The 26,548-nt window shown below is 52.1% G+C and carries 20 protein-coding genes; 12 read left to right on the forward strand and 8 right to left on the reverse strand.

Annotation, left to right across the window (positions count from 1 at the left end):
- Positions 1-385 precede the first annotated feature (385 nt).
- The 6 genes from ndk to JOD20_RS13735 form a co-directional block, all read right to left on the reverse strand.
- On the reverse strand, positions 386-835 hold the full coding sequence (ndk, locus tag JOD20_RS13710) for a nucleoside-diphosphate kinase (protein WP_054534791.1): 450 nt from the start codon (positions 833-835) through the stop codon (positions 386-388).
- Positions 836-981: 146 nt separating this feature from the next.
- On the reverse strand, positions 982-1,329 hold the full coding sequence (locus tag JOD20_RS13715; RefSeq protein WP_054534792.1) for a roadblock/LC7 domain-containing protein: 348 nt from the start codon (positions 1,327-1,329) through the stop codon (positions 982-984).
- 32 nt (positions 1,330-1,361) lie between these two features.
- Positions 1,362-6,821 carry a tetratricopeptide repeat protein gene (locus JOD20_RS13720; protein WP_204755808.1) on the reverse strand — a complete coding sequence of 1,820 codons (5,460 nt, stop codon included), beginning with the start codon at positions 6,819-6,821 and terminating at the stop codon, positions 1,362-1,364.
- A gap of 208 nt (positions 6,822-7,029) precedes the next feature.
- Complete coding sequence (locus JOD20_RS13725) at positions 7,030-7,422, reverse strand: response regulator (protein ID WP_204755809.1); 393 nt, start codon at positions 7,420-7,422, stop codon at positions 7,030-7,032.
- A gap of 11 nt (positions 7,423-7,433) precedes the next feature.
- On the reverse strand, positions 7,434-7,967 hold the full coding sequence (locus tag JOD20_RS13730) for an HNH endonuclease (protein WP_054534795.1): 534 nt from the start codon (positions 7,965-7,967) through the stop codon (positions 7,434-7,436).
- Between the two features lie 135 nt (positions 7,968-8,102).
- The gene (locus tag JOD20_RS13735; protein WP_204755810.1) at positions 8,103-9,080 is read right to left on the reverse strand and encodes an aldo/keto reductase; all 978 of its coding nucleotides are present in this window, start codon (positions 9,078-9,080) and stop codon (positions 8,103-8,105) included.
- A gap of 310 nt (positions 9,081-9,390) precedes the next feature.
- Here JOD20_RS13735 and JOD20_RS13740 point away from each other — a divergent pair, with 310 nt between their 5' ends.
- Positions 9,391-10,035: an SH3 domain-containing protein gene (locus JOD20_RS13740; RefSeq protein ID WP_204755811.1), complete on the forward strand. Its 645-nt coding sequence runs from the start codon at positions 9,391-9,393 to the stop codon at positions 10,033-10,035.
- Between the two features lie 94 nt (positions 10,036-10,129).
- On the opposite strand, the gene mgtE is transcribed toward JOD20_RS13740, so the two are convergent.
- Positions 10,130-11,488: a magnesium transporter gene (gene mgtE / locus JOD20_RS13745; protein ID WP_204755812.1), complete on the reverse strand. Its 1,359-nt coding sequence runs from the start codon at positions 11,486-11,488 to the stop codon at positions 10,130-10,132.
- A 526-nt stretch (positions 11,489-12,014) separates the two neighbouring features.
- Between mgtE and JOD20_RS13750 the strand changes: the two genes are divergently transcribed.
- The 7 genes from JOD20_RS13750 (at position 12,015) to JOD20_RS13780 (ending at position 21,626) form a co-directional block, all read left to right on the forward strand.
- Positions 12,015-14,168: a diguanylate cyclase gene (locus JOD20_RS13750; protein WP_204755813.1), complete on the forward strand. Its 2,154-nt coding sequence runs from the start codon at positions 12,015-12,017 to the stop codon at positions 14,166-14,168.
- 60 nt (positions 14,169-14,228) lie between these two features.
- On the forward strand, positions 14,229-14,990 hold the full coding sequence (locus JOD20_RS13755) for a gamma-glutamyl-gamma-aminobutyrate hydrolase family protein (protein WP_204755814.1): 762 nt from the start codon (positions 14,229-14,231) through the stop codon (positions 14,988-14,990).
- Positions 14,987-15,751, forward strand: a complete 765-nt coding sequence (gene murI / locus JOD20_RS13760; RefSeq protein ID WP_204755815.1) for a glutamate racemase — start codon at positions 14,987-14,989, stop codon at positions 15,749-15,751. Before JOD20_RS13755 ends, murI begins: the two co-directional genes overlap by 4 nt.
- Before the next feature lie 4 nt (positions 15,752-15,755).
- Positions 15,756-17,123 (forward strand): VWA domain-containing protein, encoded by a 1,368-nt coding sequence (locus tag JOD20_RS13765; RefSeq protein WP_204755816.1) that lies wholly within the window; start codon positions 15,756-15,758, stop codon positions 17,121-17,123.
- Positions 17,124-17,203: 80 nt separating this feature from the next.
- A complete protein-coding gene (locus JOD20_RS26885; protein ID WP_204755817.1) occupies positions 17,204-18,850 on the forward strand; it encodes a protein phosphatase 2C domain-containing protein in 1,647 nt (548 codons plus the stop codon).
- A gap of 15 nt (positions 18,851-18,865) precedes the next feature.
- Positions 18,866-20,113: a vWA domain-containing protein gene (locus JOD20_RS13775; protein ID WP_204755818.1), complete on the forward strand. Its 1,248-nt coding sequence runs from the start codon at positions 18,866-18,868 to the stop codon at positions 20,111-20,113.
- Between the two features lie 247 nt (positions 20,114-20,360).
- The gene (locus JOD20_RS13780) at positions 20,361-21,626 is read left to right on the forward strand and encodes a vWA domain-containing protein (protein WP_204755819.1); all 1,266 of its coding nucleotides are present in this window, start codon (positions 20,361-20,363) and stop codon (positions 21,624-21,626) included.
- Between the two features lie 80 nt (positions 21,627-21,706).
- Here the strand turns inward: JOD20_RS13780 and JOD20_RS13785 are convergent, their stop codons facing one another.
- Positions 21,707-22,480, reverse strand: a complete 774-nt coding sequence (locus JOD20_RS13785) for a tryptophan-rich sensory protein (RefSeq protein ID WP_204755820.1) — start codon at positions 22,478-22,480, stop codon at positions 21,707-21,709.
- 121 nt (positions 22,481-22,601) lie between these two features.
- Here JOD20_RS13785 and JOD20_RS13790 point away from each other — a divergent pair, with 121 nt between their 5' ends.
- The 4 genes from JOD20_RS13790 (at position 22,602) to JOD20_RS13805 (ending at position 26,354) form a co-directional block, all read left to right on the forward strand.
- Positions 22,602-22,847 (forward strand): hypothetical protein, encoded by a 246-nt coding sequence (locus JOD20_RS13790; RefSeq protein WP_204755821.1) that lies wholly within the window; start codon positions 22,602-22,604, stop codon positions 22,845-22,847.
- A 57-nt stretch (positions 22,848-22,904) separates the two neighbouring features.
- Positions 22,905-24,668: an acetyl-CoA carboxylase biotin carboxylase subunit gene (gene accC / locus JOD20_RS13795; RefSeq protein WP_204755822.1), complete on the forward strand. Its 1,764-nt coding sequence runs from the start codon at positions 22,905-22,907 to the stop codon at positions 24,666-24,668.
- A gap of 237 nt (positions 24,669-24,905) precedes the next feature.
- Positions 24,906-25,850: a malate dehydrogenase gene (mdh, locus tag JOD20_RS13800; protein ID WP_204755823.1), complete on the forward strand. Its 945-nt coding sequence runs from the start codon at positions 24,906-24,908 to the stop codon at positions 25,848-25,850.
- A gap of 54 nt (positions 25,851-25,904) precedes the next feature.
- A complete protein-coding gene (locus JOD20_RS13805; RefSeq protein ID WP_204755824.1) occupies positions 25,905-26,354 on the forward strand; it encodes a tetratricopeptide repeat protein in 450 nt (149 codons plus the stop codon).
- The last annotated feature ends 194 nt before the right edge of the window (positions 26,355-26,548 follow it).

Raw genomic sequence — 26,548 nt, forward strand, 5'->3', positions numbered from 1 at the left:
AGAAGGCTCTTGGCTATCGGCTATCGGAAAATCATTGGGGTTGGCAACATAGGGTGGCACAGCACAGCACAGGATCCTGATCCCCAGCCCCTGACCCCCGACCCCTCGTCCAAAAACCCCTGCGTCTCCCGCCTTGAGGCGGGACGGAAGGGTGGTGAAACGAGGGATGAGGGATGAATTCCAAATCAAAAATCAAAAATCAGAAGTCAAAAATCAAAAATCAAAAAGGGATATGGCTCTGGGCTATCGGCTCTTGACTAGCATGACCGATCTTCAGCACCTGCCCCCCTTGCATCGCAACTACGAAAAACACCAAGCGAGGCTTGATTAACATAAAAAAACCTTGGGATGCCGAAACATCCCAAGGCCAATCAAGCAAATCAGATTACTCGGTAATCCATTGATCGACTGAGCGTTCTGAGCGAATCAATTCTTCGCTGTTGAAGAACAGCGCCACTTCGTTTTCGCCATTTTCAGGTGAATCTGAGGCGTGGATCAAGTTGCGCCCGATATTTACGCCAAAATCACCGCGGATGGTGCCAGGAGCAGCCTTGACGGGATTGGTCGCGCCAACGGTTGAGCGCACAATTTCGATCACATCTTTGCCTTCAACAGCCACAATCAGCACTGGGCCTGAGGTAATGTACGAAACCAAGCCAGCGAAGAAAGGCTTGCCTTCGTGAACGCCGTAGTGCTTGTGAGCCAAATCGCCGCTGATTTGCGACAACTTGATGCCGATGAATTTCAAGCCGCGAGCTTCCAAGCGGGTCAAAATTGGGCCAATCAAGCCACGTTGAACTGCATCAGGCTTTAAGATGATCAATGACTTTTCCACAGGGAAATGCCTCCATTATGCATTATTAATCAAAAAAATAAGGATCGTTGATCCGATCGTGGGCATTGTAGCATACTTGCAGCGCGGCATAAAAAAGCGAGCCACCAGCTACGGTGACTCGCTGAGCAATAAGCAAGCAATTCGGCCTAGATTGGCACAGCCTTACTAATATTTTTGGCAGCGCGGCGCATTTCAATCTTGACTAAGCCAAGGTTGACCATGCGTTGAGTTACAACTGCCAAGATGACATCACGCGCTTCGAGCAGCAGAATCGAACCATCTTTTGCATCAATAATTGCATCAACCAGCGTGCCAATGCCAATGCGCTTGGTTGCTTTATCAATTTCGCCAAACACTGCTGCCGACATCGCGCCCAATACTTCAGCATCTTCATCTTCGATCAAGGTGCTGGCGATAACCAAGCCATCGCGGCCTACCAATAGGCTGCCGATAACCCCTTCAACCCGAATTAAGTCCTCAACGATATGACGCATACGGTCTAGCCTTTCTTCAGTCGCTTGGTGCATTAACGACGTGGTTTATTTAGCACCCAGCCATACTCATCCATCGCTTCACGCCAGCGTCCTTGCTTAGAATAGGCATCACCTAAGGCACGGTGCAGCCGTTGGAGCAAGCCTGGGTCATCGTGCGACTCAATCAGATCTTGCAAATCATCAACTACTTGATCCATCAGTTGATTTTGTTTAATCAGCCGTTTGTATTCGGTCAATGCCTGATCGACCGAGGCGGTTTGGCTGATCATGCGCGCCAAGGCCATTCGCAAGCCATGGTTGCTTGGATCAGCTTCGAGTTGTTGATAGTATTCGCTAAAGTCGGGACCATCGCCACCTGCACTGCCGCTGGTTACAGCTGGGCTGGCGCTAGGCTGCGGTGTTTGGGCAACCACTGGCTGGGCTTCGACCGCTGGCGTTTCCGTCACTGGTTTTGGCTCAGGCCGTGGCGAGACATTGTATAAACGATCGCGTGGCCGTTGATCTTCTTCGCGTGGTCGAGGCGAAACTGGATACAACGGTGCGCGTTTGGTCTCTGGTTCTGGCTCAGCTTTTGGTGCAGGCGTTTCAGCAATAATTGGCTGAGTTGGCACGATAACCGGTGCAATTACCGCTGGCGCAGCCTCAACGACTGGCTCGACCGGAGCTTCAATCGAGGCAATTTCATCCTCACTCAAGCCAAGATCTTCCCACGAGAATGGGGTCATCTCTGGCTCGGCGGGAACTTCAGCAACGACTGGCTCTGGCTCTGGTTCTGGCTCGGCGCTTGGCAAGGCAAAATCGATGCCCATCAATTCTTCTTCGCTAAGCTTCAAGCTGCGATCGTCGTCGCCTTGTTGCAAGGAAGCAATTTCTTCTTCGTTCAAGCCAAGGTCGGCCAACGAGAATGGCGTGAGATCTGGCTCTAGCTCGCTCGTTGTTTCAACTGCTGGCGCATCGGTGCCTTCCAAGGCGGCAATTTCTTCATCGGTTAGCCCCAATTGGTCGAAGGTAAACGGCGACATATCTGGCTCGTCGGCTTCGATTTCAGTTGTAGGCTCGCTCGGAGTGCCTTCCAAGCTGGCGATTTCGTCGTCGCTCAAGCCAAGGTCGCTCAACGAGAACGGAGTCATTTCTGGCTCGGTTTCGTTGGTTGTAGTGTTGCTTGGTGCTTCAAACTCAAAGTTATCAAACCCAAAGCGCGATGGCTCTTCGGCAGCAGGCTGGCTGCTTTCGCCATTCAACATTGCGATTTCTTCATCGCTCAAGCCAAGGTCGCTCAACGAGAATGGAGTCATTTCTGGCTCGGCTTCGTTCGTCGTTGGCGTATCCAGTTCGAAATTGTCGAATGAAAATGGTGCTGGCTCGGCGGCTGGCGTTTCTGCCGTGTCGCCGTTCAACATCGCAATTTCTTCGGCGCTCAAGCCCAAATCCGTCAACGAGAACGGAGTCATTTCTGGCTCGGCTTCGTTCGTCGTTGGCGTATCCAATTCGAAGTTATCGAACGAGAATGGCGCTGGCTCGGCGGCTGGCGTTGCTGCCGTGTCACCGTTCAACATCGCAATTTCTTCAGCGCTCAAGCCCAAATCCGTCAACGAGAACGGAGTCATTTCTGGCTCGGCTTCGTTGGTCGTTGGCGTATCCAATTCGAAGTTATCGAACGAGAATGGTGCTGGTTCGGCTGGCGTTTCTGCCGTGTCGCCGTTCAACATCGCAATTTCTTCAGCGCTCAAGCCCAAATCCGTCAACGAGAATGGAGTCATTTCTGGCTCGGCTTCGTTCGTCGCTGGCGTATCCAATTCGAAGTTATCGAACGAGAATGGTGCTGGTTCGGCTGGCGTTTCTGCCGTGTCGCCGTTCAACATCGCAATTTCTTCAGCGCTCAAGCCCAAATCCGTCAACGAGAACGGAGTCATTTCTGGCTCGGCTTCGTTCGTCGTTGGCGTATCCAGTTCAAAATTATCGAACGAGAATGGCGCTGGATCTTCAGCAGTAGTTTCACTGCTTTCGCCGTTGAGCATCGCAATTTCTTCAGCGCTCAAGCCCAAATCCGTCAACGAGAACGGAGTCATTTCTGGCTCGGCTTCGTTCGTCGTTGGCGTATCCAATTCGAAGTTATCGAATGCGAATGGTGCTGGTTCGGCTGGCGTTTCTGCTGTGTCGCCGTTGAGTTCCGCAATTTCTTCGGCACTCAAGCCCAAATCGGTCAACGAGAACGGAGTCATTTCTGGCTCGGCTTCGTTGGTCGTTGGCGTATCCAATTCGAAGTTATCGAACGAGAATGGCGCTGGCTCTTCAGCAGTAGTTTCGCTGCTTTCGCCGTTGAGTTCCGCAATTTCTTCGGCGCTCAAGCCCAAATCCGTCAACGAGAACGGAGTCATTTCTGGCTCAGCTTCGTTGGTCGTTGGCGTATCCAATTCGAAATTATCGAACGAGAATGGTGCTGGTTCGGCTGGTGTTTCTGCCGTTTCGCCATTCAACATGGCGATTTCTTCCGCGCTCAAGCCCAAATCGGTCAACGAGAAAGGAGTCATTTCTGGCTCGGCTTCGTTGGTCGTTGGCGTATCCAATTCGAAATTATCGAACGAGAATGGCGCTGGCTCTGCGGCGGTTTCGCTGCTTTCGCCATTGAGTTCCGCAATTTCTTCGGCGCTCAAGCCAAGGTCAGTCAACGAGAACGGAGTCATTTCTGGCTCCAAATCAGTTGATTGTTGGTTGTAGCTCACAGGCTGATCGAAATCGCCAGCAATGAAGTTGGCAAGTGGTTCTTCGGTTTCGTAGCCATCGGCCTCGTCACCAGAGAACTCCTCGTCCATATTGATAACTTCATCGCCATCGCGAATTTGGATGCCATTATCGTGTAAGGCCAACGCGATGCGGTCGATTTCCTCGGTTTGCGATTCTGGATCATCAAATTGATTGATGATGTCGGTCAAATCGACATAGCCTTGGTGTTGACCAATGCCCAACAGGTTATCGAAAATTGGGTCATCACTTTGATTTTGGCCAGCTTGCTCGATGGCAGCAATTTCTTCAGCCGACAAGCCAATATCATTCAACGAGAACGGTTGTGAGCTATCGCTTAGCTCGCGCACTGGCTCCTCGTAGGCTTGTGGCTCTTGATCGAAGCCCAAATCATCGAGTGAGAACGGCTGCAAACCGCCATCGAAATTGAATTCATCATCGGCGGCTGGAGCTTGATTCATGGCTTCGAATTGCGCAATTTCGTCAGCATCGAGGCCCAAATCGGTCAAGGAGAAGGGAGTCATATTTGGCTCTTCTTCAACCTTTGGCGTAGGTTCAGCCACAGGGGTTTGGTTGAACTCGCCTGAGTAGAGCGCTTGCTCATCAGCATCAAGCCCCAAATCGTCAAGCGAGAATGGGGTGATATTTGGCTCATCGAAGCTAAATGCTTGTTCATCGCTAGCGGCGGGAGCATCGAAGCCAAATTCATTCAACGAGAACGGGGTTAAGCCTGATTCGTCGTTGGTTGGATCGGTTGGCAAGGCGCTATCGTCGCTGGCTTGCAACTGCGCAATCTCATCGTCGCTCAGCCCAAGCTCAGCCAACGAGAATGGTTTGATTTCCAATTCTTCATCGGCTTGGATTTGCGGTTGGTCGAGGTTGCCCATTGCGTTGTAATCGGCAATTTCGCCTGCATCTAAGCCCAAATCAGTTAATGAAAATGGCGTGATTGCAGGCTCGGTATCTGCCGTGTGCAAATCATGCTCATCATAATTGCGCAAATCGACGTTATCATTCGAGAAGAAGTTCATCGCTTCATCGTCTGAATCGCTTGGATCGTAGACTGGCTCGACCAATGGTGGCAAAGTTTGAGTTTGCTTCTTGATCACCATGCGATTGAAGATGCCAGCATCATCGGCTTCGTCTTGATTGAACTCTGGCTCAGGTTGTGCGCCAAAGATCGAGCGTGAGCGTGAGCGTGGTTGTTGCCAGCTAAAGCCGGTTGATTCTTCCTCGCTATCGGGATAGCGCGGTAAATCACGGCTAAATGGCATGCTTGGCTCTGATGGCGTGTCGATTTCGTCGAAACTCAGTTCATCGAGTGAGAACGGCTTGAGCGTATTTGGCAGCACGACATCATCATCTTGGGCTTTGGTATTGGTTTCAGGTTGCACATCGTCGAAGTTTTCCAAGGAGAATGGCTGCAATTGTTCTGGCAGCTTACCAGTATCCGAGCCAATGCCTGGAATATCATCGATGTCGCTTTCGTCCCAATCGCCAAAACTGAATGGCGTGAGATCGCTTGGCAACTCAAAATCATCAGGATCAGTAGTATTCGCCGCCACGGGTTCTGGTTCGGGCATAACTGGCGTAAGCACTGGTTCGATGGCAGGAGTTGGGGCTTTGTTGCTGAATGGGTCGGTTTCATCGACCTCATCAAGCGAGAATGGTTGAATATCCAAGCCCAAATCGTCGAGATTGAAATCGACATCGTAGGCTGGTTCGGCGCTGGTGGTTTGGGCGGGTGGGCTAGCAGGCGCGGCCCCAAAATCGCCAAACAACAAACTGCGCAAGAAATCGTCATCGCCGTGGGCAGCAACCCCAACCGCGACTGGTTCGGCTTCGACTTCGGCCAGCCATGAGGCGGCAGGCGCTTTGCTTGCTTGTTCGGCGGCCAAACGCTCGCGTTCAGCGCGTTCAGCTTGTTCGACTGCTTCGCGGGCAAGTCGTTCTTTATCGGCCTTTTTGGCCTTCCAAGCAGCTTCGTCAAAGGCTTCAATTTTGGTATCGGGGGCTTCAACTGGGGGGAGCATTCCATCGAACAAGGCATAGGCCACGCCTTGGCTGGGGTCGAGTTGCTGGGCATGTTGCCACAACGTACGGCCCTTGGGATCGCCGGCGGACAACAGGTGATAGCCCAAAATCAGATTGGCTTTGAGCATATCGGGATAGTCGCGCAGAATATCGCTGGCGACTTCGGCGGCCTCGGCCTCTTGGCCATTGCGCCAGAGTGCTTCGGCGAGCGCAACTGCAATATCAACCCGTTTGGGATCATCGGCCAGAACATCGTTAAATTCTTGAATCGCCTTATCGAAGCGTCGTCCGCGCACGTACATGCGCCCAAGGCCCGCTTTTTTCAGCAGAATGCGAGCGTTTTCGCTGCCCCATGCTTCGGTATACAAACGCAAGACTTGCGAACGCAACTCGGGCAAATCGGGCTTAATTTCAAAAGCTTGCTCAAATTCGCGGATAGCCGCTGCGAGATTGCCTTGGCGCTCGTAGGTTACCCCCAAGCCAACATGGACAGGGATATTTTCGGGGTCAGAACGTAAGACCCGTTCAAAAGCTTCGACGGCTTTGGCTAAATCTTGGCGGTTGAGATACGATTCGCCGAGGATACGGTACGCTTCAAGATAATAGGGAAACGATTCAAGCAGATGCTCACTCGCACCTATGGCACGCTCCTCCTTCCCTGTTTCGAGAGCAGACCGTGCTTCATCGTAGAGTGCTTGGATCGTGGTGAGAGCCATGCCGCTCCTCCCTGCGCTGTGCATCCAGCGCATCTGATAATCCGTGTCGATCACTGAATGACGATCGTGGATTTGGGCGAATTGCTAAAGAATAATGGCGTAAAATGCGAAAGTATTATAGCGTACCCACCGATGCTATGCAAGCAGAAACAGCATTACAGTGCGCTAATTCGCATTTTTAGGCCAAATTAACTACGGCTTTTTGTCGTTAGACCACCACTTGCCAAAGTGGCGCGACCCGACTCATCGCATGGCGCAATTCATCAAGCGTAAATGGTTTGGGTAAAATCACGGTTAATGGGTCAGCATTGAGCTGGGCTTCTTGATGCACAATACTATTAATTGCGGCAGTGCAGACGATCACTGGCAAGCTTTTGGTGGTGGGCTGAGCTCGTAACTCACGCCACACATTCAACCCATCCATCCCCGACATCATCACATCAAGAATCAGGAGTTCTGGCGGATTTTGGATCAATTTTGGCAACGCTTCGAGGCTCGAAGCCCAGTGGTGAATTTCGCGAATTCCAAGGTATTGCAACATCACATCAATTAACTGTTGAAATTCACTCGAATCATCGACCACTGCAATGCGCTGTAACATACCAAAACTCCTTATTGATCGTCCTCCACTGTTTGAAAGGACGCAGGCAGAAATTTACGCCATTCTTCAAGACCGAGCCCATGCATCCGGCGTTCGATTAAATAGTATGGGCTTGCAAACGGGCGAAAGGGTGGCCGAATTAAGCGCATTCGTGCCTCCTCAGGAGTACGCCCACCCTTACGATGATTGCACGTGCGGCAGGCGCTTACCAGATTTTCCCAGCTATGTGCGCCGCCGCGGTGACGGGGCAACACATGGTCAAGCGTGAGATCAGCACTGATCCGGTTGCAGTATTGGCAGGTGTAGTGATCGCGACGGAAAATTTCACGGCGAGAAAGCTTGACGTTTGGCAAGGGACGACGAATCATATGGCCCAATCGTATGACCGACGGACAAGCAATCGTGTCGTTGGTCGTGTGCAACACGGCGTGGTTGTGTTCCAACACTTCGGCTTTACCACCCAACACAAGCATCAAGGCACGGCGTGCAGAGCAGATATTGAGTGGCTCGTAATTATGGTTGAGGACGAGTACGGGAGAGTTCATCGCGATCAGACTCCTTCGAAATGGAAGATGCGATGTAGTTGCCCGTGGTATTGTATCATTGCCCCTACGCCTTGGCAACGGTTCTCAGTAAAAACCAAGCTTACGATGCAGCCACGTCGGCCATCCGAATGCTACTTAGACGTTCTCCCAAGCACTTAGGTTGTCTAAAGTTGCCCGATCTTCGGCACTTAGTTCAAATTCGGCAGCGCCCAAGGTGTCTTGCAGTTGGGCGCTGCTGGTTGCGCCAATAATTGCCGAGGTAATTGCTGGTGCGCCAGTGACCCAAGCAACTGCCAGTTGGGGAATGGTTTTCTGATGCTTTTCGGCTAACACTTCGAGCTGATCGATCAATTTCCATAGTGGCTCGCCTAAGCGTTTGTCGTCACGACCACGTTCAGCAACCCGCGTGCCCTCAGGAATTGGCTGCCCCCGCCGAAACTTGCCAGTCAACAAGCCGCCAGCCAATGGGCTATAGACTATTACGCCAACGCCATATTTCAAACACACTGGTTGCAGTTCGCGCTCAAATTCTTCGCGATTGAGCAAATGATAATGCGGTTGCAACGAATCGTAGCGGGCGAGATTCAGTTTATCGCTGGTCCAAAGGGCTTCCATCAATTGCCATGCGCGGTAATTCGAGCAGCCAATGTAGCGCACTTTGCCAGCTCGCACCAAGTCATCAAGCGCGCGCAGGGTTTCTTCGATTGGCACTTCGCCATCGGGAAAGTGGGTTTGGTAGAGATCGATGTAATCGGTTTGCAAACGTCGCAAGCTAGCATCGACCGCCGCAATAATGTGCTTGCGCGAAAGCCCTTGGTCGTTTGGTTGGTCGCCCATTTGGCCGCGCACTTTGGTTGCCAACACAACTTTATCGCGCCGACTTGCATCTTCGGCCAGCCAGCGCCCGATGATTTCCTCAGTTTTGCCTGCATACGAGCGCGGGTCCCAACGCGAATAGACATCGGCAGTATCGAAGAAGTTAATGCCCGCATCAAGCGCTTGGCTCATAATGGCAAACGATTCTGGCTCCTCGACACTCCAGCCAAAGGTCATTGTGCCCAAACACAATTCAGAAACTTTGAGTCCAGTTCGGCCTAGTTTGCGATACCGCATGATGGTTGCTCCTATTTAAGTTTTTAACCACGAAGAGCACGAAGAGTACCAAGCTAAGGCTATAGGCTGAAGGCTATAGGCTATCGGCATTTGACTGTGGTCAATAGCTTATTTTTTAACGCAGAGGCGCAGAGAAGTGATGGCTATTCTATTGGCCGTAAGTTTTTGCCTTTTGACCTTTGCCTTTTGACCTTTGCCTTTTACCTGCATCCTTATAGTATGCTGCTTCTTGCCCAAACACCAAACTTCATTGATAATAGGCACTAGAAAAGCGACCTAGAGTAGTTGCAGCGATGAAAGGATGACGGCGATGAGCCAAAACCGCTTTCGTCCCTATGACCGTCAAGATGACGAAACCAGCCCAACCGCCCCTACCCGTCGGATTGACCCAGCCGAGTTACGCAAAGATGATCAGTCGTGGCAAGGCATGGTTAACAATGATTGGCGCTCAGAGCGCCGCCGCGTTAACACCAGCCGCACTAGCCCAATCGACACATTCAATACCCAAGGTGTCGCCTCGTGGCTCAGCAAAGGTGGCTATCGCTATGTCGTAATCGCCACGGTTGTGGTGATTGTGCTGATCATCTTCATCTTATATTCGAATCGGCCTGGCAAAACTGAAGATCCCAATGGCAACCAAGGCTTGAATCTGCCTAACCAACCAACTTCGGAAATTGTCGTTGGGCCATCACCCACTCCAGAGGGCTTGATTCCGCCCGATAACGGAACAATTCCCAGCGAAGGCCCAGTCTTTGCGGTCACTGGCACTGGTGTCGATGGCTTGTTCCTACGCGATCAGCCTGGTGGCAATATCGTGAAAACGATGCCTGAGGGAACTCAATTAACCAAGCTCTCCGAGCAAAATATTGATGGAATTTTGTGGTTCCAAGTCCGCGAGGTTCAGACCCAAGTTGAGGGGTGGTGTTCGGCGCAGTTCTTAGTGCCAACCCAATAAGGCCCTAAAAACACGAACGGCACGAGGCAATTGATCTTGCAACTCGTGCCGTTCTACTGGTCTGGCGGGTCGTTATCAGTAGGCATAGACGCTCCTAGATTAAATAGCGAATTAAGATTGTAGCTAAGCCAAGCAAGCAGCTATAGCCAGTTACATCGGTCACGGTGGTCACAATCACACCCGAGGCCAAAGCTGGGTCAACCCGAAACAGCTTCAGCGTCAAAGGCACAACCGTACCAGCAATTGCCGCCGATACCAAATTCAGCAACATCGCACAGCCTGCAACCACTCCCAACATTGGATTGCCCTGCCACAACCAGCCAAGCAGGCCAATTGCACTACCAAATGCAACCCCATTAATTGCTCCAATGCCAACCTCGCGGCCTAAGGCGCGAAATCCTTGGCCAGTTGCCACTTCGCCCAACGCAATCGAACGCACAATCAAGGTCAAGGTCTGAATGCCTGCGTTACCGCCCATGCCAGCGATAATTGGCATAAATGGCACCAGCGCCGTCACTTTTTCGACCGTACCATCGAAGTTGCTCACCACCCAAGCCGCCAAAATGGCCGTTGGCAAATTGACAAACAACCAAAATAAGCGCCGCCGCGATGAGCGAAACAACGAATCTTCAACATCTTCGTCTTGCGGCAGGTTGGCCAAACGATACATATCTTCTGTAGCTTCTTCTTCGATTACGTCGATAATATCGTCGGCAGTAACCGCCCCGACAATCCGCCGTTGCGCATCAACCACGGGCAAGGCCAACAAGTCGTAACGAGCAAGCAAGCGCGCACATTCTTCTTGGTCGGTTTCAACGCTGGCGGTAATCACGTTACGATCCATAATATCGCTGAGCTGGGTTTGGGCCGGAGCCATGACCAACGAGCGCAAACTGACCACGCCAACCAAGGCATCGTTGGCATCGACCACATACAAATAGTAGACCGACTCATCTTCTGGCTGCAAACCACGCAGCAATTCGATTGCCTGTTGGGTGCTTAATCGATCGCGCAAGGTCACGACATGCGGGGTCATCAAACCGCCGGCGCTCTCCTCGTCGTGCGCCATCAGTTGACGTACATCGTCAGAATCTTCTGGGTCCATCGCGGCCAGGGTGGCGGCAATTTGGGCTGGCTCTAGCTCAACCAAGACATCAGCTGCATCATCTGGCTCCATTTGCTCAAGCAAATCGGAAAGCTGATCGCTGGTGAGGGTTTCGGCAAGCTCCACTTGCGAATCGGTATCAAGCTCAATTAAAACATCTGCACCATGCTCAAGGTTGAGGCGGGCAAACACTTCGTACAGCTCATCGGATTCGAGTTCATCGAGGATCGCTGCTGCATCGGCAGCGTGTAGGTTGGCAACCAGTTGACTTGCTTGGTCGATTGCGCCAGCATCGAGCGCAGCCCGCACGTCATCTAAGGTTGGCCGAATATCGAGGATTTTGGTCATCGGACACCTCCATGTGGCAAACACACAACGAGCGGGAATTCCCGCTCACTGGTCTAGCCAATCAGAGGTAATTCCGCTTGCTGTGGGTCATCTTCGGTTGTAGAACCATCAGTACTCATACGTCGGGCAGTATACCACGATTTATTTGGCTACTAGAGCGGCCCTATGTCAGCAAGCAAACTCACCACATGGGTTATGACTTTGGTACTGTCTTAAGCACGCGAATGTACTACGTGACCTAGTGTACAATAGGCCATAGTAATTAAAAGCTTTAATCAATAGTGCTACTACACTTGGTCAAAAGCCAATCGTTGCCGATTTTTGGGCCGCAACCAGTGGTATGAAGCCTGCTTTAGCCACGTAACGCTGCCAAGCCAAGCAGCTTAGGCACTTGCATGGTAGGCTACAATACAGCCATGAGAAGAGCTGCGATCGCCGATGGACATTCATAGACAAGCAGAAAATCAAGCTGTTATAATAGGCCACAACGGTGTTTACTAATCGCACAAAACGACCTGGACGCGACATGACCAAGCGACGACCCGTGCTACGGCTTTCTTCGCGGCAACGAACTCACTTTCAAGCCAATCCTTTGCGAATTCGACGCATGATTACCGAGTTGCATGCGCTCCACGAGATTCGCCATGCGATTAATCAAGCCTTGGAATTGGATACGGTGCTTGAGGAGATTTATAGTCAAACATCGCGATTAATGGATACCCGCCAGTTTTATTTGGCGTTATACTCGCCTGAGTTGCAATTGATTGAGTTTGCCTTGGCGGTCGAAAACGGCCAACGGGTTTCGTGGCCCTCACGACCCTATGCCGATGGCCTCACCGAATGGATTTTGCAGCATCGGCGGCCTCTCCGCATTAACGACCATGATCACAATGCTACGGTTGCGCCGATTATTGTTGGCCAGCCTGTGCAATCATTTTTAGGGGTTCCAATTGTGCTTGGCGAGCAGGTCCTTGGGGTCATTAGCGTTCAATCAGTCGAACGAGTTGAGGCCTATTCTTCCCACGACGAACAAATTTTGAGTATGATCGCTGATCAGGCAGCGGTGGCAATTGCCCACGCCAAACGCTTTGCAGCGGTTGATCAACAGCTCCAAGCTCGCGTGGCTCAACTCGAAACCCTCGAAGCAACCATCCGCGATTTAAACGAAACCCTCGATGTCGATACGATTCTCAACCGATTGCTCGACCGCATTCAGCCAATCATGCACGCTGAGGCTGGCATGGTGTGTTTGCTTGATCCCGAGCAGCAACGCTTGTATATTCGGGCGATTCAGGGCTATCCTGCTGAAATTCGGCGCTTTCAATTCGAGGGCTGGCCAATTGATCGCGGGATTGCTGGCTTAGTTGCCCGCACTGGCCAGCCCGATTGGACTGCTGATATTCGCAATTCTGGCTATTATGTTAATTCACGACCAACCACATTAAGCCAAATGACGGTGCCAATTGTCCATAGTGGCAAAGTTTTAGGCGTGATGATTCTGGAAAGTGATCGGGTTGGTACATTTAATCAGGATACAACCCGTTTTGTCAGCCAAATTGCTGATCATGCAGCGCTTTCGATTCATAATGCCCATATTCATCAACAGGCAGTTGAACAACAAGCTTTGTTGGCGCAACGATCACAACAACTCAATGAAGTGTTACGCATTAGCCAAGCATTAAGCGCCAACCTCAATTTAAATGATTTGCTGCCCGAAATTGTGCGGGCGATTCAAGCCAGCTTAGGTTTTAATATTGCCTTGCTCAGTTTAGTCGATCAAGAACGACCAAGCTTTATGCGGCGGCGAGCAGTGGCTGGTGTGCCCGATGAACGCTGGTTTGAATTACGTGATCAATTAGTAGAAATTAATTGGTATCGCAGCGTGATGCGCGAGGAATTTCGCATTAGTCGCTCCTATTATATTCCCCACAGCCATACCAGCTATACAGCAATTTGGGGCAACAGCGATGATACCTATCGCGCTGATTTGGGCGAACGAAGACCGCATGAATGGCATCAAGATGATGCGTTGTTTGTGCCGTTGTACGATTCAGATAATAATTTAATTAGCATTCTCTCAGTTGATGACCCGCGCGATCGGCGCAAGCCATCGTTTGAATCGGTGCAAGTGCTCGAAATTTTTGCAACGCAGGCGGCAATTGCAATTGAAAATGCGCATCTGTATACAATTACGCAGCAATTAGCAATAACTGATGGCTTGACTGGTTTATTTAATCAACGCCATTTCATCACCATGCTTGATCGTGAAGTTGCCTTATCCTATCGTTATGAGTATCCATTATCATTATTAGCCTTGGAGATTGATTATTTCAAGCAATATAACGATAAATATGGCCACTTGGTTGGTAATGTATTGTTACGTGATTTCGCACGCTTGGTTTGCGATAATGTGCGTGATGTTGATATTGTTTCGCGCAATGGCGGCGAAGAATTTACCATCATTCTGCCGAAAACCGACCAAGAAGGCGCAGTGTTATTGGCCGAACGCCTGCGCACCTGCACTGCCGAGCATCTTTTTGGCCAAGGCCATATTACGGTAAGCATTGGCGTGGCGACCCTCAACAACAATTGGGATGCGCATACGCTGCACGACCAGGCCGATCAAGCCTTATATCGGGCCAAAAACTCCGGGCGTAATCTGGTTATCAGCGTCCCATAATCGTCAGCTTTTTTGCGGTCGTGCTAGAATGGCAAGAGCAACACAATCAAGGAGTGTCCTATGCCATCACGCTTGCCGATTATTGGGATACCGTGCGCAACCTATGCCCGTCCTCATCCCTACCCTCTCGCTCATGGCAACAACCAAACCTATATTCGCGCAGTTGAGGCTGCTGGTGGCGTGCCGCTTTTGATTCCGTTGGTGGAGCAAGAGGCGGCGTTATTTGCGGCGTTTCAGGCTGTCGATGGATTATTATTCGCAGGCGGCGTTGATCTCGACCCAGCCTACTATAGCGAAGAGCCACACCCAGCGCTTGGGACGGTCAACCGCGAGCAAGATCGGGTTGAGATGCAGCTGTTGGCGTGGGCCAAGCACTATCACAAGCCAGTTTTTGCAATTTGTCGCGGTTTTCAGTTGTTGAATGTGGCCTATGGCGGCACGCTCTACCAAGATTTACCCTCGCAGTACCAGCCCAAGCTCAACCACGACGAGTCGTTTGCACGCCAACAACGCGATTTGCCAGCCCACGAACTGCGCCTCAGCGACGATTCTAAATTGGCCGAATTGCTTGGCACAACGCCGTTTGCGGTCAACACCATGCACCACCAAGGAGTCAAAGATTTAGGTGCTGAGCTGCAAGCAGTTGGTTGGTCGGATGATGGCCTGATCGAAGCAGTCGAAGATCCGCAACGGCCTTGGGTTGTCGGCGTGCAATGCCACCCAGAAGAACTGGTGCTCGGCGAAGATTTGCGCTGGCAAGCGATTTTTTCGGCCTTTGTTGAGGCTGCCCGCGCCAACCGCAACGAGGCGATTCAGGCATGAAACAGCGACCAATTGGCATGTTCGATTCAGGTGTTGGCGGCTTATCGACCTTGCGCGATGTGCGCGCGCTCTTGCCAAATGAACATATTATCTATTACGCTGACACTGGCAATTGCCCGTATGGCGGGCGTTCGCACGCCGAAATTGTGGCCTTGGCCGAGCGCGTTACTCATATTTTGCTCGAACGCGAGGTTAAAATTATTGTCGTAGCCTGCAACACTGCAACCCTGCATGCCGTTGATTATTTACGCGAACAGTTTAGTATTCGCTTTGTCGGCATGGAGCCAGGCATTAAACCAGCAATTGCCCAAACCAAAACAGGCGTAGTTGGCGTGATGGCCACCCAAGCCACGGTCGCAGGTGAACGATTTCAGCGCTTGATTGCCCGTTATGCAGGCGATGTTCAGGTTGTGCCACAGGCATGCCCTGGCTTAGTTGAATTAATTGAAGCTGGCGAATTGCAAAGTGCCACAACGCGCGATGCTGTGGCGCGCTATGTTGAGCCATTGCTCAAGGCAGGCGCTGATACGATTGTGTTGGGCTGCACCCATTATCCATTTTTGCGCCCCTTGATTGCCGAGGTTGCTGGGCCAAACATTGCCTTGCTTGATACTGGGGCAGCAGTGGCGCGCCAAACCCAACGCCTGCTGGCCGCCGATGATCTGCTTAATTCCCAAAGCGAAGCAGGCAGCATCGAATGGCTGACCAGTGGCGATCCAGCAGATTTTGCCAAGCTTCGGCAATGTTTAGAAATCGAGTAAGCCTATGACGAGCTTAGATCTCAGGCTCACCCTTTCGCGCAGTAGCGTACCCGCCAACACCGGCGAGCAAGTGTTGTATGTGTTGGCCGAAGTGCTTGGCCAAGGCAAGGCCAATCAACGCATTCCGGTGCATTGTGTCTTGTTGGTCGATTGTTCGCCTTCGATGCGCGTGCCAATTGCCGATAGCACGCTGTTTCGCGAATTAATGCGCCGTGGAGCCGCCCACGAAGTGATGCTCGATGGCGTGCCAGTTTGGAAAATTCGCGACGATTTGATGGATGAAGTGCGGCGACGAGCACAAAGCCCCAGCCGTTGGCTTGGTCAAGCAGTGCGCGGAGCTGCTGAGCGGCTGAATGCCGATGATCAGCTTACGATTATTGGCTTTGCTGAAAAAGCCCATGCCGTGCTCAAAGCCAAATCGCCAAGCGATGTGGTGCGGCTTGAAGGCGCGGTCGCCATCCTCGAACGTGGCGATCTTGGGCGCAGCACGCGGTTGGCTCCAGGCTTGCGCAACACGATTGAGCTGCTCGATAGCATGCCCAGCACTGGCCTTTCGCAACGAATTGTGCTGCTCACCGATGGCTTTGTTGAAGATGATGAGCAAGCGTTGGCCTATGCCCGTCATCTGGCAGCCCGTTCAATTCCCGTCTCGACAATTGGCTTGGGAGTCGAGTTTCAAGAGCAATTGTTGATGAGTTTTGCTGATCAGAGCGGCGGTCAATCGAGCTTTATCACCGACCCCAGCGACTTGCCCAATTTGCTTGACCTTGAATTTGGCCGAGCGCATGCAATTATTGCCCAAAAGGCGCGGCTTGATTTACGTTTGGCCCACGATGTGCAAATCAGACGGATTTTGCGCATTCGGCCAGCCTTGGGCGACGTGCCAATTCCCGAGTTCGAGGCTGGATCGGGGAGTTTAAGCTTAGGCTCAATCGAACAACGAGCCAAAGCAGCTTGGCTGCTCGAACTGCGCATCCCTAACCATGTGCCAAATATTTATCGCTTGTTGCGGCTTTCGTTGCAGGCCGACGATCCGCAAGGCCAAAGCTTGGAGCCAATCAATCGTGATGTTGTGATCGAATATCATCCACGGGCTGACCAAGCGCTCAACCCAGAGATTGTGGCAATTTTGGAGCGGGTGACGGCATGGCGCTTGCAAAACAAAGCGCTTGAGCAAGCAGCCCAAGGTGATCAAGCGGGAGCGACTCGCCAATTGCAAGCGGCAGTAACTCGATTAGTCGATTTAGGCGAGCATGAATTGGCCGAACAAGCCGCCGCAGCCCAACAAACACTCCAAGAAACTGGCCAAATTGACCCTGAGCAAACCAAAATCTTGCGCTATGCAACCAGAAGATTGACAGAAGAACGATAATCAGAAACATTCGGATAAGCTTATTCGTCCAAGAACAAGGAATTTTTTGTTGTTCTAGACCTATTCAGAGGAGTTGACCTGTGTCTGAGCCGACTGAACCAATGACTGGTGGAACCCAACCCCTCAATCCTGCCAACCTTTCAGAGGAGAACGAACCTTTTGCAATTGGCACGATTTTGAAGGATGTGTATCGGGTAACCGCCTTGTTGACCGATACGCCAACCCTGCGCGTTTATCGGGTTGCGCTGCTGGAACCATGGGATCATTGCGCTCGCTGTGGGGCGGCCCTGCAAGCGAACGATCAGTTTTGCGAGGAGTGTGGGTCGCAGGTCGAAGAACAAACTGCTCTGTTGCAAGAAACTCCCGCCGCCCAGCCAATAGGCGCAGCCTTGCTCGATGATTTACCAGACGATCCCGCTCGCTCGGTGCTGCCAACTGTGCGCGAGGTTTTTGTGGGCGAAGATTCACGCTTTGCGGTGCTGCCCGATGGCACCAGCCTTGTGCGCTTCGATACCTTACTCAGCGAGCCAAATACCTTTGTTGATCAAACCGATGCCATTGAGATTGGAATTCAGGTTTCGCGCGCGTTGGCCTATTTGCACCGCAATGGTTTAGCCTTGGGCCAAGTAACCTTGGCCGATTTGGCCTTGACCAACAAGCGCGAAATTAAGCTCGCTGATGCTGGCGCAATTCGCCGCTCGCAAGGCAAAGAAGATCAGCTTGATGATGTTGAGCAATTGGGCTTAGTGCTCGAAAAAATGGCTGGCATTCAGCGCCATACCCGTCGCCTCGACGATGCCAACAATCCTTCGCCGCTCGATAGCGGGTTTGCCACAATTTTGAGCGATCTGCGGGCCAAACGCATCAACGATGCCAGCATTTTGGCCCAAGCTCTCGAAACCTTATTGGCCGAACAAGCCACGCCAATCAGCTTGCGGGTGCGCACAGGCTATGCCACCGATGTTGGCATGATTCGCGACCACAACGAAGATAGCGTGCTGACCTGGGATTTGCGCCTGAACTGGGATGCCAAACCAGTCAATGTTGGCTTGTATGTGGTGGCTGATGGCATGGGCGGGCACGAAGGCGGCGAGGTTGCCAGCGGTCTGGCCATCACAACTACGGCCCAAACGCTTGTCACAACTTTGCTTGACCCGCAATTGCACAATGGCCCAGTTTCGAGCAAACATTTGGCCGATTTGGTCAAACAAGCGGCGTTTCAAGCCAATCAAGCGGTTTATGAAGAAAGCGTGCGCCGCAAAAACGACATGGGCACAACCCTGACGATGGCCGTTGTGGTCGGCGATCGGGCGATTGTGGGCAATGTTGGCGATAGCCGCACCTATCTCTATCGCGATGGCAAATTGCAGCGCATCAGCAAAGATCACTCGTTGGTGCAACGCCTGATTGATATTGGCCAGCTTGATCCTGATGATATTTACAATCACCCGCAACGCAATGCAATTCTCAAATCGCTTGGCGATAGCGGCGACCCTGGCACCGACACCTTTGAGGTGCAATTGCAGCCAAACGATGCGCTGTTTCTCTGCTCCGACGGGATGTGGGAGATGGTGCGCGACCCCAAAATGGCCGAGCTATTCGCTGAACATGCCAACCCCGCCGACCTTTGCGATGCCTTGATTGAAGCGGGCAATGCTGGCGGCGGCGAAGATAACATTAGCGTGGTCGTGGTACGTTTTGATAGCATTCCAAGCGTAGAACACTAAGTTGAGGACCAAATAATGACTGAACCTGTAGCACTTTCAGCAGTTTGGAGCCGCGAGCCATTGCCAAGCGGCACAAGCCAAGTAAATTATGTTTTGATTCAGGCCAAGCCCGAGCATGTGCCAACTGTCCAAGCGGCTCCGCCACTCAATTTCTGTTTGGTGCTTGATCGCTCTGGCTCAATGGCTGGCGATAAAATTCAACATTTGCGCGAAGCTGTGCGCGAAATCGTGGCCAATTTGCGGCCAATCGATGCGGTCAGCATTGTGCTGTTTGATGATGCGCTCGAAGTGTTGGTGCCAGCCCGTTTGGCCGACGATCTGCCAGCCTTGCAAAACGCGATCGAATCGATCAGCGAACAAGGTGGCACGGCAATGTCGTTGGGCTTGCAAGCAGGCCTCGCCGAGTTGCAAAAATTCCAAACCGCCGATCGGGTTGGGCGGGTTTTGCTCTTGACCGACGGCCAAACTTGGGGCGACGAAGATACCTGCCGCGCGATTGCCAAGCAAATTGGCGACCTCGGCGTTTCAATCACAGCGCTGGGCTTGGGCACCGAATGGAACGAAGCTTTGCTCGACGATTTGGCCGCCGCATCTAACGGTGAATCGGATTATATTGCCGACCCCAGCCAAATTGGCAAATATTTCCAACAAACCTTGCAAAGCGCCCAAACCACCACCGTGGTCAATGCGCGTTTGTTGCTGCGCTTGTTGCCCGGGGTCACACCACGAGCGGTCTATCGTGTGCAGCCAAGCATCTCGAACCTTGGTTATAAGCCAATTGGCGAGCGCGAAGTTACCGTCAGTATCGGCGAAATCGCTGGCGACGGCGCAAGCGTCTTGGTCGATTTGATGCTGCCAGAGCGTGAAGCAGGCACATTTCGCATCGCCCAAGCAGAATTGCAATACGATGCGCCAGTGCTGGGCATCAAAGAAGCCAAGCTCAAAATCGACATTCCATTGAGCTTCAGCATCGATCCCAAGGCCAGCGTGGTTAATCCGCCAATTATGAACACGGTCGAAAAAGTTACCGCCTTCAAATTGCAAACGCGGGCACTTTCCGAGGCCGAGGCGGGCAATATTGGCAGCGCAACCCAAAAACTGCGGGCTGCAGCAACGCGCTTGCTCGATTTGGGCGAAACCGAGTTGGCCCAAACGATGGAGCAAAGCGCCCAACAGCTTGAGGCTGGTGGCCAAATTGATGCTGCCGATCAAAAAGCCCTGCGCTACGCCACCCGCAAACTGACCCAAAAACTCGAAGATTAAAGCAGAACAAAGAGCATAGAGCATAGAACATATTAAACGTATGCCTATGTGTATTGGTTGATTACGTTAACGATAGTGTGATGCCCTAGCCCCCTCTCCCGTTCGACGGGCGAGGGGGAACCACACGATTCGTACTCCCCTCGCCCGCGTCCAGTGGGAGAGGGGCTGGGGGTGAGGGCATGCATCCAATAAACCATTAATCTATGTTCTATGCTCTTTGTTCTCTGTTCTCTATAAGGAGATCACCATGGCTGGTGAAGTTCAATTGACTGGTACGTTGGCTCGTCCGGCGTTGCCAGCGCTCCCAACCCAGCAGGTTGTCTATTTGCTGCTGGATATTACGGCAACGCCAGCGGTTGCCCACGTTCAAATGCCGGTCAATGTGGGCTTCGTGCTCGACCATAGCGGCTCGATGAAGGGCGATAAAATGCGCTGTGTGCGCGAAGCCACCCAACGTGCCTTGGGCCTGATGGGTCCACAAGATATTGTTTCGGTGGTGATTTTCGATCATCGCCGCGAAACCATTATCAGTGCCCAGCCAGTGCATAACGTGGCCGCGCTTCAAGCAGAAGTTGGCAAAATCAAGGATGCAGGCGGCACGAAAATCGCGCCTGCGCTTGAAGCAGCCTTAAACGAAGTGCGCCGTAGCCAAAATGCCAATACGATTAGCCGCATTATTTTGCTGACCGACGGCCAAACCGAGGGCGAACGCGATTGTTTGCGCTTGGCCGAAGAAATTGGCAAGGCCAACGTGCCCCTAACCGCGCTTGGGGTTGGCGACGATTGGAACGAAGATCTGTTGATCGAAATGGCCAATCGTTCGGGCGGGGTCGCCGAGTATTTCAGCAATCCCAACGATATTGCGTCGTTCTTCCAAGGTGCGGTGCAGCAAGCCCAATCGGCAGTGGTGCAAAACGCCGCTTTGACCTTGCGCTTCGTGCAGGGCGTTGAGCCACGGGCGCTCTGGCAGGTAACGCCATTAATTCAGCAATTAGCCTATCGCCCAATTAGCGATCGGGCGGTTGGCGTGAGCCTTGGCGACGTTTCCAAAGACGAACATCGCATGGTGTTGATCGAAATGCTGGTTGATCCCAAGCAGGCTGGCCAATATCGGCTGGGCCAAATCGAAGTCAATTACGATATTCCCCAAATGCAAATTGTGGGCGAAAAAGCCCGCTACGATGTGATGTTGAATTTTGTGGCCGACCCAACTCAAGCAACTGCCGTCGTGCCGCAAGTGATGAACATTGTCGAAAAAGTCAGCGCCCACAAGCTACAAACCCGCGCCTTAGAAGATTTGGCCGAGGGCAACATTGGCGCGGCCACCCAAAAGTTGCAAGGCGCGGTTACGCGCTTGCTCAATCAAGGCGAAACCGACCTCGCCCAAACCATGCAGCAAGAAATCGAAAACTTGCAACAGAATGGTCAAATGACCTCAGCAGGCCAAAAAACAATCAAATTTGGCACCCGCAAAACCGTGCGGCTCAGCGATTTGGATTTGCCAAAGAGCTAGGAACCGCTAAGATCGCAAAGAGCACGAAGGATCTTCATGCAAAGATTTCTTCGTGCTCTTCGTGTTCTTCGTGGTTTCAATTAGGCCAGTGCTTTACGACCTTGCGTTGGCAATTTACGAATCACCGCTAGCACAATCAACACCGCAATTGCCATAGCCGCAACAATTGCAGCACCCATCACCACCGGAAAATCTGCTTGTTTGACCGCAATCCCGATGAATGCCCACAACAATACTGCATCATAGGCAACGTCGCGTTGGCGCAAGGTGATGAAGGCTGCCAAACAGACCCCAATTGCCAGCAAAATCACTGTCCAAACTGAATCGCTGAGCGGGCCGCCGCGCCAGCCAGCATCATAAAGCGCAATTGTGGCATTGGCGATGGTTGCGACCGTTGCCCAACCCAAATAGATAGAAAACGGCGTGTGAATCAACCAGCGATCAGCGGTGCTAGCATTGGCGCGCAGGCTGCTCAAACGGCGGTAAATCGTAATCAACGACACCAGCAAGCCAACGATTAATACGATTGTGAGGGGGAATTGCAAATAGTGCCAGGCAAAAAGCCAACTACAATTAAACGCACACGAAGCCACAAACCACCAGCCAATTTTGGCCACAGCAGGATTATTGGCCTGCTTGGGCAGCGCTTGGTAGATTGCAAACGCGCTGAGGCCCAAATAAATCAAGCCCCAAATGCTGAACACATAGCCAGCAGGTACAAAGCGCACCGGAAAGCCATCGGAGATCGAGCCAGTATCAAGGCCATTGAACGGCAGGATATTGGCCAAAGCGTTGACAATAATTGTGGAAATAATCGCCGCAACATTGGCAAAGCGCAAAACTTTGCTGTTCATCAGAGACTCCTTATTTCGCTATTTTTTACTTGCTCTGATTACTTCAACGCAAAGCCTGTGCCATTGGATGTATATTGGCAGCGTCCGCCGAGTGCAGTATAATAGCCCTATGAAGATGATTGTGACAAGCGCAACAATGCCTAGCGATGAAGAACTAGCGGCACTCAGTGTGGCCGTCGTGAGCGTTTTGGCCGCTGCCGAAGCCGAGCCTGCGATTGCAATCGCGGCTAATACGTGGCATGCCTCAGCCAAACTTTCACGCCAAGGCCTACGCCCAGCGCGCACTGGAATTCAACCACGCTGGGCCACCATCGAACGCCTGCGCCGCCGCGCAGCTGGCGGTTTTTACGGCATTACGGGGCTCTAATTTCGCATACGGCAATGATTAAAGACTTGCCATAGCACAATGGAGTTGCAACGGCATATGAGTTTCGATACAGTGCTGGTCGCCAATCGTGGCGAGATTGCCCTGCGCGTGATGCGGGCATGCAAGGAATTAGGTTTACGCACCGTCGCCGTCTATTCAGAAGCGGATCGCGATGCGCTCCACGTTCGTTATGCTGACGATGCGTTTTTGATCGGCCCCCCGCCAGCAGTTCAAAGTTATTTGCAAACCGAAACCATCCTCGATGTGGCGCGGCGCAGTGGCGCTGGCGCGGTTCACCCTGGCTACGGCTTTCTCTCGGAAAATACCGATTTTGTGCGCAACTGCGATGCAGCGGGAATTGCCTTTATTGGGCCAACCGCTGATGCCATGGATTTGATGGGCGGGAAGATTCACGCTCGTCAAGTGGCTTTGCGCGCCCATGTGCCGCTCGTGCCAGGCACAACCGAAGCGGTCGAAACTGTTGCCGAAGCCTTGCGCCTTGGCGAAGAATATGGCTACCCGATTGCCATCAAGGCCAGTGCAGGCGGCGGCGGGCGCGGCTTGAAAGTCGCCTATAGCGCCGAAGAAGTTGAATTTGCCTTTGAAAGCGCGCGCCGTGAGGCCGAAGCAGCCTTCAAAAATGGCGAATTATTTGTTGAAAAATATGTGCTTGATCCCCGCCACATTGAAATTCAAGTGCTAGCTGACCAATATGGCAATGTGGTCTATCTCGGCGAACGCGATTGCTCGGTGCAACGTCGTCACCAAAAATTGATTGAAGAAACGCCTTCGCCAGCAGTTTCACCTGAATTGCGTAGCGCCATGGGCGAATGCGCCTTGCGTTTGTGCCGCGAAACCAAGTATGTTGGCGCTGGTACATTGGAGTTTTTGCTTGCTCCCGATGGCCAATTTTATTTCCTCGAAATGAACACGCGGATTCAAGTTGAGCATACTGTGACCGAAATGGTGACGGGCATCGATTTGGTGCAAGCCCAAATTCGGATCGCTCAAGGCGAAAAGCTCTGGTTCAGCCAAGAAGAAATTCAGTTGCGCGGCCACTCAATTCAATGCCGAATCAATGCCGAAGATGCGGTAGCTGGTTTTCGGCCTGCGCTTGGCACGATTAGCACCTACAGCGAGCCAAAAGGCTATGGCGTGCGGGTTGATGCTGGGGTTGAGCAAGGCACAGTCATTCCGCCATATTATGATTCGATGCTGGCCAAATTGGTGACGTGGGGTGCAACCCGCAGCGAGGCCTTGCAACGGATGCGGCGTGCGCTCAACGATTACACCATCGAAGGCATTACTACGGTGATTCCGTTTCATAAATTGGCTTTGGCCGAGCCAGCCTTTGAGCATGGCGATGTGACGGTGAGCTTTATTCCACGCTATTTGGAAGCAAAACTCAAGCAATTGCCAAGCGCAACGCCAAGCGCTGCCGAGTCAGCCGCTGAGCAACCAAGCCGCGAATTGGCGGTCGAGGTCAACGGACGGCGCTTTACAGTGCGAGTTGCTGGCGAAGGCTTGAATGCGCCAGTTGCCAACACCAAGGCCGCCGCGCCAACGCGACGGAGCGCCAACAAAAAGCGCGAAGTAGCGAGCGATCCGAATGCAGTGATTTGCCCAATTCAAGGTACAATTGTGGCGATTAAAACCAGCGTCGGCGCAACCGTCGAGGCCGGTCAAGTGGTGTTTGTCGTCGAAGCAATGAAGATGGAGAACGAAATCGCAACGCCACGAGCTGGGACAATTGCTACACTGAATGGCGAGGTCGGCAAGAGCATCGAAGCAGGCAGCGTGCTCGCAACACTTGAAGCATAAATACCCATAACCGCGAAGAGCGCGAAGAACACGAATCGGGATCAGGGGTCGGAGGTTAGGGATCAGGATCTTTAATCCAAATGATCAATCTAAAAATCTGTGCCAAATAAACCTTCGTGCGCTTCGTGTCCTTCGTGGTTAAATAAAAAATCGGTTAAGGAGCAAGCGTGAGAGATGGGTCGTAGACGCATCTCCGACACTTGAATCGTAACCACAGCTTTATATTTGGAGGCATGTGTGGCTAATCGTAAGAAAGTAACCATCATCGGCGCTGGGTTCGTTGGCTCAACCTGTGCACACTGGTTGGCAAGCAAGGAACTCGCCGATGTTGTTTTAGTCGATATTGTTGAGGGCATTCCTCAAGGCAAGGGCTTGGATTTACTCCAATCAGGGCCAGTCGAAGGCTTTGATGTTAGCGTAATCGGCACCAACAGCTATGAAGAAACCACCGATTCAGATGTGGTGATTTTGACCTCAGGTGCGCCCCGCAAACCTGGCATGACCCGCGAAGATTTGCTCAAAATCAACGCTGAAATTACCAAATCGAATATCGAAAAAGTGGCCAAAACCTCACCAAACGCTTGCATCATTGTAGTCAACAACCCAATGGACACGATGACCTACCTCGCCCGGGTTGCCTCAGGCTTCCCCAAAGAACGGGTGATGGGTCAAGGCGGCGTGTTGGATGCAGCGCGCTATCGCACCTTCTTGGCCCAAGAATTGAATGTTTCAGTTGAAGACATTCAAGCCATGTTGATGGGCGGCCACGGCGATGAAATGGTTCCATTGCCACGCTACACCACAGTTTCGGGCATTCCAGTAACCGAATTCATCAGCGCCGAACGCTTGAACGAAATTGTCGAACGCACCAAAAAGGGCGGCGGCGAAATCGTTTCCTTGCTCAAAACTGGCTCAGCCTACTATGCTCCAGCAGCTGCAACCGTCCAAATGGTTGAAGCCATCTTGAAGGATAAGAAACGCGTTTTGCCAGCAGCAGCCTACCTCGAAGGCGAATATGGCATCAACGATCTCTACTTCGGCGTGCCAGTGGTCTTGGGCGCTGGTGGCGTAGAAAAGATTCTCGAATTGCCATTGAGCGACGACGAAAAGGCTTTGATGGCCAAATCAGCAGAGTTGGTTCGCAGCTCAGTCGATACCTTGCGCACCTTGATCGAATTCTAATTGCTCGTTTGCTTACAAGCAGCGCTGTGGCTAAAAACCACAGCGCTTTTTTAAATGATGAAGCTCGAAACTGCCCAATCTGCCCGCTTGCGTGGCGATTATGCCAGCGCAATCCGGATTTTGAATCAATTACTCGCTGCCGATCAGGCTGATTTGGCGGCGCTGGTTGAGCGTGGGCGATTGTATGCCGAATTAAACGATCGTGAACAAGCCAAAGCCCATTTTGAGCAAGTATCGTTTGCCGACCCAAGCGGCGAGCTTGGCGATGCAGCCCGCGCTGAATTATTGCGCTTGCTAGCCCCGCCCAAAGTGTTGTTTCCCCCACGTCATAGCCAGCCAAGCGAAGCCAAAACCCCGCCCAACCCATGGGCCTTGCGCCTCGTGCTTGTTTTAGTCTTGATCAGCTTGCTTTGCTCGATTGCAGGCATCGGCCTCACCCGCAAGAATGTGCAGCAACGCTTTATTCAGCCAACACCCAGCGAAATGATGAAGGATGAAGGATGAGGCAAAAGTCAAAGGGCAAAAGTCAAAAGTCAAAAGGCTATATTACTCATTCATTGGATTGAAAACCAAGGACATGCCCTCACCCCCCAGCCCCCTCTCCTTACAAGGGTAGGTAGTTAATCGATGCGATGTACAAACGGCAGAGAATCCGCGTATACTGGACGTGTCAGCAGCCAGTGATCCGAGGAATTCTA

The organism is Herpetosiphon giganteus (genome assembly GCF_016907925.1).
Taxonomy (GTDB): domain Bacteria; phylum Chloroflexota; class Chloroflexia; order Chloroflexales; family Herpetosiphonaceae; genus Herpetosiphon; species Herpetosiphon giganteus.